At 61.5% G+C, this 11,359-nt stretch carries 12 protein-coding genes; 11 read left to right on the plus strand and 1 reads right to left on the minus strand.

Annotated elements, in window-relative coordinates; all coding sequences use genetic code 11:
- Positions 1-134: 134 nt before the first annotated feature.
- From DVK06_RS14850 to DVK06_RS14905, 11 genes are all read left to right on the plus strand, one after another.
- Positions 135-512, plus strand: a complete 378-nt coding sequence (locus DVK06_RS14850; protein ID WP_121600863.1) for a nuclear transport factor 2 family protein — start codon at positions 135-137, stop codon at positions 510-512.
- Positions 509-1,507: an LLM class flavin-dependent oxidoreductase gene (locus DVK06_RS14855; protein WP_121600864.1), complete on the plus strand. Its 999-nt coding sequence runs from the start codon at positions 509-511 to the stop codon at positions 1,505-1,507. Before DVK06_RS14850 ends, DVK06_RS14855 begins: the two co-directional genes overlap by 4 nt.
- 73 nt (positions 1,508-1,580) lie before the next feature.
- Positions 1,581-2,246: an isochorismatase family protein gene (locus DVK06_RS14860; RefSeq protein ID WP_121600865.1), complete on the plus strand. Its 666-nt coding sequence runs from the start codon at positions 1,581-1,583 to the stop codon at positions 2,244-2,246.
- Positions 2,243-3,637 carry a dihydroorotase family protein gene (locus DVK06_RS14865; protein WP_121600866.1) on the plus strand — a complete coding sequence of 465 codons (1,395 nt, stop codon included), beginning with the start codon at positions 2,243-2,245 and terminating at the stop codon, positions 3,635-3,637. Before DVK06_RS14860 ends, DVK06_RS14865 begins: the two co-directional genes overlap by 4 nt.
- Positions 3,638-3,805: 168 nt before the next feature.
- Positions 3,806-5,065, plus strand: coding sequence for a CaiB/BaiF CoA-transferase family protein (locus DVK06_RS14870; RefSeq protein WP_121600867.1), 1,260 nt, complete (start codon positions 3,806-3,808; stop codon positions 5,063-5,065).
- Positions 5,062-6,006, plus strand: a complete 945-nt coding sequence (locus DVK06_RS14875) for a hydroxymethylglutaryl-CoA lyase (RefSeq protein ID WP_121600868.1) — start codon at positions 5,062-5,064, stop codon at positions 6,004-6,006. The genes DVK06_RS14870 and DVK06_RS14875 overlap by 4 nt, the downstream gene beginning before the upstream one ends.
- Positions 6,003-7,316 carry a 3-isopropylmalate dehydratase large subunit gene (locus DVK06_RS14880; protein WP_121600869.1) on the plus strand — a complete coding sequence of 438 codons (1,314 nt, stop codon included), beginning with the start codon at positions 6,003-6,005 and terminating at the stop codon, positions 7,314-7,316. Before DVK06_RS14875 ends, DVK06_RS14880 begins: the two co-directional genes overlap by 4 nt.
- The gene (locus tag DVK06_RS14885) at positions 7,313-7,834 is read left to right on the plus strand and encodes a 3-isopropylmalate dehydratase small subunit (RefSeq protein WP_121600870.1); all 522 of its coding nucleotides are present in this window, start codon (positions 7,313-7,315) and stop codon (positions 7,832-7,834) included. The genes DVK06_RS14880 and DVK06_RS14885 overlap by 4 nt, the downstream gene beginning before the upstream one ends.
- 1,067 nt (positions 7,835-8,901) lie before the next feature.
- Entirely contained in the window at positions 8,902-9,150 is a 249-nt protein-coding gene (locus DVK06_RS19370) for a DUF6516 family protein (protein ID WP_394345525.1), read from the plus strand.
- Positions 9,151-9,174: 24 nt separating this feature from the next.
- Positions 9,175-9,624, plus strand: coding sequence for a hypothetical protein (locus DVK06_RS14900; RefSeq protein ID WP_233561757.1), 450 nt, complete (start codon positions 9,175-9,177; stop codon positions 9,622-9,624).
- Between the two features lie 394 nt (positions 9,625-10,018).
- A complete protein-coding gene (locus DVK06_RS14905; protein WP_199718710.1) occupies positions 10,019-10,768 on the plus strand; it encodes an IclR family transcriptional regulator in 750 nt (249 codons plus the stop codon).
- 96 nt (positions 10,769-10,864) lie between these two features.
- Here the strand turns inward: DVK06_RS14905 and DVK06_RS14910 are convergent, their stop codons facing one another.
- Positions 10,865-11,266: a universal stress protein gene (locus DVK06_RS14910; RefSeq protein ID WP_121600872.1), complete on the minus strand. Its 402-nt coding sequence runs from the start codon at positions 11,264-11,266 to the stop codon at positions 10,865-10,867.
- Positions 11,267-11,359 lie beyond the last annotated feature (93 nt).

The raw sequence follows: 11,359 nt of genomic DNA on the forward strand, positions 1-11,359 counted from the left end.
CGGGGTGTCGCCGTTCGTGTGCCTACCGCGTTTCCCCTGAGTCCGCGCCGCTGGCGACCCACGTGGACGACCGCTGACCGGCAGTTAGATTCATGATGATTTCATTTATATTTCTTTGGGTGTGTATGATGACCATGGCCCGAACGCCACGCGAGACGGTTGAGGAGTTCTTCGAGCGGATGGCCGACCCGGACGAACGCGAGTCCGTTGGCGAGCTGTTTGCCGACGACGCCGTGATCACGGTCCCCGGCGCTCGGTTCTCAGGGCCCGAAGCCGCGGCCTCGTTCCTCGCCTTTCTTGAACCGCGGTACGAGCGCGCCGGCAAAGCGTTCGGTCGCTGGACCGTCGCCGGGAACCGTGTCGTCAGCCAGGGGACGCTCTACGGCGTCGATAACGACGGCGAGCCCTTCGAGGAGGTGCGGTACGTCGACGTGTACGAAGTCGACGAGGGTGCGATCGCCCGGCTCGACGTGTACAACGACCTCGCGGTCGAGGGGGTAGTCGAGCCGTGAGCGACGCGGACACGACTGAACGCATCGGCGTCCTCTTTGCCTTGCGCGACGAGCCCGATCTCGTCGTCCGCGCGGAAGAACTCGGCTACGAGAACGCGTGGGCCGCGGAGGGCCAGGGGAAGTCGGCGTTCGGGAAACTCGAACGCTGGGCGGTCCACACCGACCGAATCGGCCTCGCGACCGGCATCGTCAACGTATTCTCGCGCACCCCAGCCGCCATCGCGCAGGCGGCGGCGACCCTCGACGCGCACTCGGCCGGGCGGGCAATCCTTGGGCTCGGCGTGGCGCATCCCGGCGTCGTTGAGGGGTTCCACGGAGCCGACTTCGACCGCCCGCTGCCCCGGATGGACGAGTACATCGAGCTGGTGCGCCGGTATCTGCGCGGCGACCCGGAGGGGTTCGACGGCGAGTTCTTCTCGCCGTCTCGGACCGCGTTCTGGGAGGCGTTCGAGCCGGAACGCGCGTCCATCCCCATTTATAACGGCGCGTTGGGGTCGGCAAACGTCCGCCTCACCGGGCAGTTCGCCGACGGCTGGGTGCCGAACCTCTACCCGGACTCGCAGTTTGAGGAGGCGCTGACGTGGCTCGCCGACGGCGCGGCCCGCGCGGACAAGGATTCGGAAGAAATCGACGTGGCGATGTACGTGCTGACCGCGGTCAACGAGGACCAAGCGCGCGCACGGCAGGCCGCGGCCGAACACATCGCCTACTACCTGCGCGACATTCCGGGGTACTACGATCGCGCCGCTGAACAGGCGGGGTACGAAGAGGTCGTCGACGCGGTCCGTGCGGCCCCCTCGCTCGAAGCTGGCGCCGACGCGGTCGCTGACGAGCTTCTCGACCACCTCGCGGTCGTCGGGACGCCGACAGAGGCGCGCGCGCAGTTGGCTCACCTCCGCGACATCGGCGTCGACCTTCCGATCGTCCGCGCGCCCGCCGGGAGCGACAGGGAGTGGGTCGAACGGACGTTGGCGGCGTTCGCGCCCTCGCGGTAGCCGCCGACCTGCAGTCCCGCCTCCACCCACCCACAGAATTATCAGACTGCTCGACATACTGCCACTTGTTCACATGACTAAACGCATCTGGGAGGACCTGCTCACCGAGCGCGACAAGCAGGTCATCTCCGCGGCCGGGTACGACCAGGAAGGCGCGTCCTCGTGGGAGTCCCGCGGGATGGGCACGAATCCGATGGTCCTAGTTATCGACATGCAGCGACTCGTCGTCGGGGCCGACGAGCCGATCCTCGACGCCGTCGACGAGTATCGCACCGCGATGGGCGAGATCGCGTGGAACGCGATCGACCACATCGAGCCGTTCCTGGCGTTCGCTCGCGAGCGGGGCGTTCCCGTCACGTACACTCGAGTCGTCCCGTCGAGCTACGACGACCCCAATCACGAGGACCTCGACATCGTTGAGGCCGTCGCGCCGGAGGAGGGCGAGACAGTGATAAACAAGTCGTACGCCTCCGCCTTCTACGGGACCGACCTGCTCTCGCGGCTGGTCCGGGACGGGCACGACTCCGTGATCATCGTCGGCAACTCCACGAGCGGGTGCGTCCGCGCGACCGCGATTGACGCCCAACAGAACGGGTTCAACGTGGTCTTGCCACAGGAGTGTCTGTTCGACCGGATCGAGGCGAGCCACAAGATCGCCCTGATGGACCTGTGGATGAAGTACGCTGAGGTGCTCGAACGCGACGAGGTGGAATCGTGGGTGGAGGGGATCGACGCATGACCGACCACGACCTCGTCGTCGCGAACGGTACAGTCGTCACGCCCGAACTCGGCGTCTTCGAGGCGGACGTGGCCGCCGACGGGGAGACAATCTCGGCCATCGCGAGCCCGGGGACTCTCTCCGGCGACCGGGAGATAGACGCCACAGGGAAACACGTCCTCCCAGGCGCCATCGACCCGCACACCCACCACGGGATCTATCGCGGCCTCGATGCCGACGCCGAGACGGAGTCGCGCTCCGATCTTGTCGGCGGCGTCACGACCATCGGGAACTACTTCCGACGGGGTGGCTCCTACGAGGAGATCATGGACGGCTACTTCGCCGAGTCAGAGCCGAACTATTACCACGACTACTTTTTCTCGTTAGGGCTGCTCTCGTTTGAACATATCGAGGAGATCCCGTATATCGTCGAGGAGCTGGGGATTACGTCGTTTAAATGGTATAAGAACTACAAGGATGTCGCGCCCGAGAAGTTCGGCACCGACTCGGAGATGCACGACGACTGGGCGGACGCGTTCATCCAGGAACTCGCCGCCCAGGACGCGCCCACGACGCTCGGTCACCACTCTGAGAACATGGAGATCACGAGCGCCCGCGGGGACAACCCGTACCTCGACTCCGTCGTCGACGACGATCAAGAGTACCGCGGCTACGATGTGTTGGTCGACCAGTTCCCGGACTATGCGGAGGCACAGAGCATGACTGCGAGCGGATCGCTGGCCCGGCAACACGGCTACGACGACAGCTTCTACGCGGTCCACATCTCTGCCGGCCGGACCGCGGACGAGCTGGCGATGCTACACGACGCTGGCTGGGAGATCACCGGCGAGACCTGTACCCACTACCTGTGTCTCACGACCGAGGAGTGTGACGAACGCCACAACGTCAACCCGCCGGTGCGGTCGGCCGAGAATCAGGAGACGCTGTGGGAACGCGTCGCGGACGGGACCATCTCCTGTATCGGCACTGACCACTGCGCGAACCTGCGCGACGACAAGATCGGTGACGACGTGCCGGACAGCCTCCCCGGCTTCCCATCGTCGGCGACGCTGCTCCCCCTCATGCTCTCCGAGGGCGTCCACGAGGGACGCATCTCGCTGGAGCGCGCGGTCGAGGTGACGTCGACGAACACCGCCAAAGCGTTCAATATATATCCGAAGAAGGGCTCAATTCAGGTCGGAACCGACGCCGACATCGTTATCGTCGACCTCGACGAGACGAAGACGGTGACCCCCGAACTGCTCCAAAGCGGCGCGGACTACTCCCCATACGAGGGACGCGACGTGACCGGGTGGCCGACCCATACGGTCGTCCGCGGACAGGTCGCTTACGAAAACGGCGAGGTAGTCGGCGAGCGCGGACACGGGACCCACATCGACCGCCCGATCTAACCGCTCTCGCTCCAATCGCTGTCGCCCGCTCCACGTCGGGATCGAGCGCGGGCAACCCACCACCCAAGAACACGGACACACGCACATGACACGACACAGCACCCCACCGACGACGAACCGACCGGCGCGCGCCGCACACGGCGCCGCCGAGACACGCACAAGGCGACGATGAGCCGCGACGCGGCTACAGACGGCGGTGTAGACGACGTCGCAGACGACGAACAGACCAACGCCCCCGCAGGCCCGCTCGATGGCGTCACCGTGATCGAGGCCGGCTCGATGATCTCGATCGGGACGGTCGGGCGTCTGCTCGCGGACTTCGGCGCCGACGTGATCAAGGTCGAACACCCGGCGACCGGCGACCACCTGCGCCACTTCGGGCCGCAGAAGGAGGGCGTCGGACTCTGGTGGAAGTATCTCGGGCGCAACAAGCAGTCGGTGACGCTCGATATCTCCACTGAGGAAGGCAAGGTCGTCTTCGAGGATCTGGTCGCTGACGCGGACGCGCTCATCGAGAACTTCCGACCGGGCACCCTCGAACGATGGGACCTCGGCTACGACCACCTCTCCGAGCTCAACCCCGGCCTCGTGATGCTCCGGCTGAGCGGGTTCGGGCAGACGGGGCCGTACAGCGACCGTCCCGGATTCGGCACGCTCGCGGAGGCGATGTCCGGGTTCGCGTTCCTCAACGGCTACCCCGACCGGGAGCCGCTGCTTCCGCCGACCGGGTTAGCGGACGGCATCGCGGCGATGTTCTCGACGATGGCGGTCGCGTTCGCGCTGTACAACCGCGACGCGAACGGCGGCTCCGGGCAGTACATCGACACGAGCCTCATCGAACCGATCTTCTCGCTCATCGGGCCGCAGCCGCTCCGCTACCAGCAGCTCGACGAGATCGAAGAGCGGTCGGGGAATCGCTCTACGTCGTCCGCGCCGCGGAACGTCTACCAGACGAGCGACGGCCGGGCGGTTGCTATCTCGGCGAGCGCACAGCCAATCGCGATGCGGGTGTTCGACGCCATCGAGCGGCCGGAATTAAAAGACGACCCCCGATTCGCCGACAACGAGAAGCGATTGGAGAATGTTGAGGAGCTCGACGCGGCCATCCAAGACTGGATGGACGACCATACCCGCGAGGAGGTCATCGACCGGTTCGAGGAGTACGAGGCGACTATCGCGCCGATCTACAACGTGGCCGACATCATTGAAGACGAGCATTACCAGGCCCGCGACGCGGTCGTCGAGATCCCGGATGACGAGATTGGCACCGGCGCGGTCCAGAACACAGTCCCGCGCCTCTCCGAGACGCCCGGTTCGATCTCGCACCTCGGGCCGCCGCTCGGCGCGCACAACGAGGCGGTGTACGGCGAGCGGCTGTCGTACGACGAGGAAACGCTCGCGGAGCTCGACGCGGAGGACGTCATATGATCGAGTACCCCGAGGACGTGACCTTAGTCGAGATGCTCCCGCGAGACGGGTTCCAGCGGCTCGACGAGTTCGTTCCAACCGACGAGAAAGTCGAGATTATCGACGAACTCTCGAAGACCGGGGTCGACGAAATCGAGATCACCTCCTTCACGCATCCAAAGGCGGTCCCGACACTGCGGGACGCAGACGAGGTCGCAAAGCGCATCGAGCGCTATGACGACGTGACCTACCGCGCGCTGGTCCCGAACGCGGTCGGGATGGAGCGAGCGATCGACGCCGGTGTCGACAAAGTCAACGCCCTTGTGACGGTCAGCGAAACGTATAGCGAACACAACCAGAATATGACCGTCGAGGAGATTCTCGAAGGCGTCGAGGAGATCGTCGCGATGGCCGAGGGGACGGGCATCGAGGTCGAAGCCGGGATGGGAACCAGCTTCTACTGCCCGTACGAGGGGCGGATTCCCATGGAGGACACGCTAGCGGTCGTCGACCGCGTCGTCGATGCCGGCGTCGACGAGGTAACGCTGGCGACGACGATGGGGCTCGCCGACCCGGTCGAGATCGAGGAGATGTACACGGCGGTGTTCGACCGCCACCCGGACCTGGACGCGGGGTTACACCTCCACGACACGAACGGGATGAGCCTCGCGAACACCCTCGTCGCGATGCAGTGCGGTGTCGACCGGTTCGACGCGTCGCACTGCGGGCTCGGCGGAGGAGTCGTCCTGCCGGACGGGCTCTCCGGCGTCGGCAACACGCCGACAGAGGACCTCGTCCAACTGGTAAGTAGAATGGGTCTCGAAACGAGTGCGGACTTCGAGCGCGTTGAGTCGGTCGCTCACGAGGTCGCTGACCGACTCGACATAGGGGCGACGAGCCACGTCCTGATGGGCGGAACCGTCGACCGCGTGTTAGCGACCGTCGCGGAGGACAACACATGACCGGAAAAACCATCTCGGAAAAGCTGCTGTCGGAGAAATCGGGGACGAAAGTACGCGCCGGCGACTACGTGGAGGCCGCGGTCGACGTGATGATGACCCACGACGTGACGGGGCCGCTGACCTTCGAGGTCTTCGAGGACGTGACGGGCGATGACCCCGAACTCGTCGACCCGGACAACACCGTCATCACCATCGACCACCACGCGCCGGCCGATGGCGTCAAGGCCGCGAACAACCACAACATCGTTCGGGAGTTCGCGGACGAGTACGGTGCCCAGCAGTACGAGGTCGGCGACGGGATCTGTCACCAGGTACTCGTCGAGGAGGGATTCGTCTCGCCCGGCGACCTGGTGATCGGCGCGGACTCGCACTCGACCACCTTCGGTGGCGTCGGGGGCTTCGGCACCGGCGTCGGCTCTACCGACCTCGGGACGACGCTCGCGACCGGCGAGCTGTGGTTCCGGGTGCCGGAGACGCTCCGGTTCGAGGTTGAGGGTGACCTCCCCGACGGGGTGTACGCGAAGGACCTCATCCTGAAGTTCATCGGTGACGTGGGGTTCGACGGCTGTACGTACATGACCGCTGAGTACGGCGGCTCGGCAGTCGAGTCGATGCCGATCCACGAGCGGCTCGTCCTCTCGAACATGGCGATCGAGATGGGCGGGAAGGCCGGCATCGTCGCGCCCGACGAGCGGACCGTCGACTTCCTCGAGGCGCAGACCGGGGAGCGCCCCGAGATACCGGCGTACACGCAGCCAGACGACGACGCCGACTACGAGGCGGTCCACACCTACCGGGCCGAGTCGCTCTCGCCGCAGGTGTCGACGCCGTCAAACCCGGAGAACGCGGTCCCCGTCAACGAGGTCGTCGGCACGGAGATTGACCAGTTGTTCGTCGGGACGTGTACGAACGGCCGGTACGAAGACATCCGGATCGTCGCGGACATCATCGAGGGCGAGCGGCTTGCCCCGAACACGCGGATGGTCGTCGTTCCGGCCTCGAAATCCGTGTACAAACAGATGATGCACACCGGCGTCATGGAGACATTCGTGGACGCCGGCGCCATCGTCCAGAGTGCCGGGTGCGGCTCCTGTTTCGGCACGCATCAGGGCGTCTTAGGCGACGGCGACGTCTGTCTCGCCACCGCGAACCGCAACTTCCCCGGCCGCGAGGGGTCGATGGAGAGCGAGGTGTACCTCGCGAGCCCCGCCACCGTCGGCGCGTCGGCGCTGTACGGCGAGATAACTGACCCGCGGGAGGTCGAATTGAACCGGTACGACGACTACGTCCTCGATGGGGTGGGCGCATGAGCGACGCCGACCGCGACATCGACACGACCGAACCCGGTCGGGCGTGGACGTTCGGGGACAACATCGACACCGACCAGATCATCCCGTCGCGATTCCTGGTCTCCAGCGACCCAGCCGAACTCGGCGAGAACGTCTTCAACGACCTCCGGCCGGAGTTCGCGCCGAACGTCGCCGACGGCGACTTTGTCGTGGGCGGGCACAACTTCGGCAGCGGCTCCTCGCGCGAACACGCACCTCTCTCGCTTTTGGGCTCCGGCGTCGACGGCATTGTCGCGCAGTCGTTCGCCCGGATCTTCTTCCGGAACGGAATCAACCTTGGGCTGCCCGTGTTGATCTGTCCTGACGCTGACCGGATCGACGACGGCGACGAGATCAGTTTCCGACTCGACGAGGGCGCCGTGATCAACCACACCGCCGACGAGCGGTACGACGCCGACCCGCTGCCGGAGTTCCTCCAGTCGCTCGTCGACAGCGGCGGCCTCAAACCGTACACGCGAGCGAAACTCGGGACCGAGTGAGGACGTGGAACGTGGGTCGGGGGGCGGTCAGTGTAGCCGAGGCCGTGTCGCCTCCGCATTCGATACCGCCGGGTCGGCGCGTCGTCGACCGCCGTCAAAATAGATAATAAAGCTGGTGTGTTAATATAATCATAATTATTTTTATATTACTGTCTTGTTTGTTGCTGACATGGGTTGGCAGCACGCTGCCAAACGAACACTCGTAAAATTCTTTGATACCGGTTAGCCGATCTCGCTTGTCTGCCCAAGATCTGAGAACGACTCTCTGACTCGAAGCGCGATCAGTTCATTTTGATCGCTTGAGTCAATAGAGATAGCGACAAGTTCCCCTTCAATACTAGTAATCGGAAATCGCTGATCAGCCGTGAGATCCCTGATATCACGGTATTCGCGAGCTCCAAGTCAACTTTGTACTCACCGATGGTAGTCACACGTCTGCGCATATGACGATATTACATTCACCGTGTGATTCGGGCAAGGGAGACGTCGAACGAGGTATCAATGGCCTTCTCGCCATCAGGATCTACAACTTCGATCGACCCGCTAACCTACTGATGCAGATTCGCACCGTCTGTCAACTGTAGATCAGCTTTCTGAGCCCCACCAATGAACGGTGGTCCGGTGCTAATCAATACCCCACCTCTAAAGAATAAATACTGTATCTAAAAGTGATAGTTTAGCCAGATAGAGTCAGATCTCGAGCTTCATCGCCGACTCGGGTGTCGCCTCTCACTCCAGAGAATCTAAGGAGAATCAAGGAGAAAGCCTCGCGCTTCAGCGCGGGGATGAATCCGACAATTCTCTACAGCAACCACGAACTTCTGGCCGGGTGTTTTAACTGAGTGGTCGTCGTATTAATAATCATTCGAGGCGGTCCATCCGCCCACTTAATCGGACAATATCGGGATTCCCGACCACACACACAGAAAGTACCCCTTTCTGTTGTAGTGTTCGGGTACAATAAGAAGTACCTCTGAATCCCATGCCGGGATAGGAGTAACGGCTGATTGGCACAGCCAGTAGCCGTCATCGGGACAGCTACAAATCATAAACACCCCAACCCAGCGGTGCGGGGCCGTGGGAATCTTCGCCCTTCAGGGCGGAGAGGATGTCAAGGCGCGACGGAGCCGGACCCGCCCCGCACGCTTGATGATGGGACGATTCGTCGGTACGACAACTCGCACGAGGACACCAAAGGGCACGAACTGCACGTCGCACCAGACTCTCACCCAGATAGCATCACGTTTCCCGGAATGGTCGAACTCTGGAAGCGGTTCTGGAGCGAAATCCCGAAGTCCGAGCTCGAGGTCAAGTGAGGCCATCTCACCACGGTGATACCCATGAACGACACCACGCCGCCGCTGCACCCGATGGAGCGTGAACAGCTTCGGGCCGAATCAACTCTCGTCGTAACCGTGAACTCGTCCAGTGAGTTCCACGGCGACATCACCGACGGGATCGAGGCGCTCAAACGAGGCGACGCGGTGGATTTCACACCGACGCTCTCGTTCACCAGTTACGACGATCTTATGGAGACGCTGACGCCGCGTGTCCTCGATCTCATCGAAGCTATCCGCAGGGAAGAGCCAGCCAGCATCAACGAAACCGCACGGGTCGTTGACCGGGACGTGAAGAACGTCCACGAGGAACTCAGCCGCCTCGCCCAGTTGGGTATCATCTTCTTTGAGGAAAACGGTCAGAGTAAGCGCCCGGTCGTCTGGTTCGACGAACTCTTGATCAACCTCCCGTTCGATCCAGAGGCTGACGACACACCGGCTGCCACGCCTTGACATCCTCTCTGCACTGCTCTGTTGAATCCGCAGAAGGCGGTGGGATCGGGTCACTCTGTACTCGGTTCTGGAGCGCTGTCGAGTGAATTCAGAGATGGAATCTTGACAGAGAGAGTGAGGACCAAGGTCACTGGGCGGAGCGATCCAACTCCTCGATGACGAAGCGTGAGATAATCGCCTCTTCAGAGATCGTGATCCCCGTGCAGTCATCGGATTCAACAGAGCAGAAGACAGAAAAGCTGGAGAGAGCTAATTTTATTTCAAATTTTATCTAATGTAATAGTCGAAAATTCGTTACCGGAGCAGACCTCTTTAAAAGTAGGACGCCGCTATCTCGCAGAGATTGTTCACTCACAGTGAATAATTTTATGTTAATTTGTCCCCACAGAGTGGTATGCCAACAAAAAATACAATTAGATCAGACGAGCGAATGCTGGATATCGTTGAATCGCTCAAATCTGAGACAACAGCGAGCGTTACGGCCCTCGCCACGAAGTTGGGGATGCCGAAAAGTACCGTCCACGCCCATCTATCGACCCTCAGAGACAGGGGATACGTGGTACAGAATTCCAACCGGCAATACCGTCTCAGTCTCCGATTTCTAGACATCGGTATGGACATTCGGGAGGCGCAGGCAATGTACGACGAGGTCGTTCCGAAATTGGACGAGATCGCAGAGGAGACTAGCGAGAAGGCTTGGTGGATAGTTGAAGAAAATGACAAGGCAGTGTTCCTTGCAAACTCATTAGGGAAGCGTGCTATTCGAACGAACTCGCGGATCGGGCAGCAATCCGAACTTTACGAACTGGCTGGTGGAATGTCCATTCTCTCTGTGCTCCCAACAGAGCGTCTTGAGGCGATTCTCGACAATTACAGTTTCCCCCTTGCCGATGGTCGGACCCGCGCAGACTTGGAAACAGAGTTGCGAGAGATACAGGAAGAAGGGGTTGCATACGGCACGGAGTACTTCTTAAATGGTGTCACAGGGGTTGGTGCGCCGCTCACCGACACCTCTGGGAATATCTATGGAGCGATCAGTATCTCGAGCCCTGTCGACCGCTTGGACGATCGCATCAAGAGAGATTATGCGGATCTTATTCGAGGAGTCACCGGCGAACTCCGCGTGAACCTATCTCACCAATGAGTCCGAATCGTTCGAGACTTAAAAGACGATAATCGCGATGGGCGGCCGCGTGCAAAGGATTTACCAGTGTGAACGAACTCGTATTAGAAACAGTTCCTACTCTAACTCATGAGGCGTGCTACAGGTCAGGACCGGGCGGTCAGCATTCAGAATCACAGACTGAGAGACGCTCCCAAACAGCATCTTTCCAGCCGGTGAACGCTTCCGACCTGCAATACAAATAGCGTCAGCGTCCAGTTCCTCAGCGTGTTGGATGATAGACTCTGCCGGGTCCCCACTGCCTTCACGGAGGTCGACCGGAACGTTGGCTTCCTCGAAGAGTTCCTTCGCACGCTTTACTGAAGTGACTTGAACGACTGAGGCCCCTTCAGGATTCTCGCCAAAGTCGTGCAGCAAGTAGACGTGAATGTTGTCAGCCTCGAAGAGATCGAGAACTGTTTCCGCTTGTTTGACCGCTCGGTCAACGTTCTGGTCGATACCTAATAGCAGTTCTTTCATATAACACTATTTAGAGACTAGTGTAAAGTATGTATCGCTACTCTGCTGGTTTCCACCGCTATTTGGCCGTCTGATGCAATTAAAAGGGACCGC

Source organism: Halorubrum sp. Atlit-28R (assembly GCF_003665955.1).
Classification (GTDB): domain Archaea; phylum Halobacteriota; class Halobacteria; order Halobacteriales; family Haloferacaceae; genus Halorubrum; species Halorubrum tropicale.

Excerpts from the sequence above, each read along its gene's own strand:
- DVK06_RS14850 (WP_121600863.1), top strand. The coding sequence starts at position 135 with ATGGCCCGAACGCCACGCGAGACGGTTGAGGAGTTCTTCGAGCGGATG.
- DVK06_RS14860 (WP_121600865.1), top strand. The coding sequence starts at position 1,581 with ATGACTAAACGCATCTGGGAGGACCTGCTCACCGAGCGCGACAAGCAG.
- DVK06_RS14865 (WP_121600866.1), top strand. The coding sequence starts at position 2,243 with ATGACCGACCACGACCTCGTCGTCGCGAACGGTACAGTCGTCACGCCC.
- DVK06_RS14870 (WP_121600867.1), top strand. The coding sequence starts at position 3,806 with ATGAGCCGCGACGCGGCTACAGACGGCGGTGTAGACGACGTCGCAGAC.
- DVK06_RS14875 (WP_121600868.1), top strand. The coding sequence starts at position 5,062 with ATGATCGAGTACCCCGAGGACGTGACCTTAGTCGAGATGCTCCCGCGA.
- DVK06_RS14880 (WP_121600869.1), top strand. The coding sequence starts at position 6,003 with ATGACCGGAAAAACCATCTCGGAAAAGCTGCTGTCGGAGAAATCGGGG.
- DVK06_RS14885 (WP_121600870.1), top strand. The coding sequence starts at position 7,313 with ATGAGCGACGCCGACCGCGACATCGACACGACCGAACCCGGTCGGGCG.
- DVK06_RS14900 (WP_233561757.1), top strand. The coding sequence starts at position 9,175 with ATGAACGACACCACGCCGCCGCTGCACCCGATGGAGCGTGAACAGCTT.
- DVK06_RS14905 (WP_199718710.1), top strand. The coding sequence starts at position 10,019 with ATGCCAACAAAAAATACAATTAGATCAGACGAGCGAATGCTGGATATC.
- DVK06_RS14910 (WP_121600872.1), bottom strand. The coding sequence starts at position 11,266 with ATGAAAGAACTGCTATTAGGTATCGACCAGAACGTTGACCGAGCGGTC.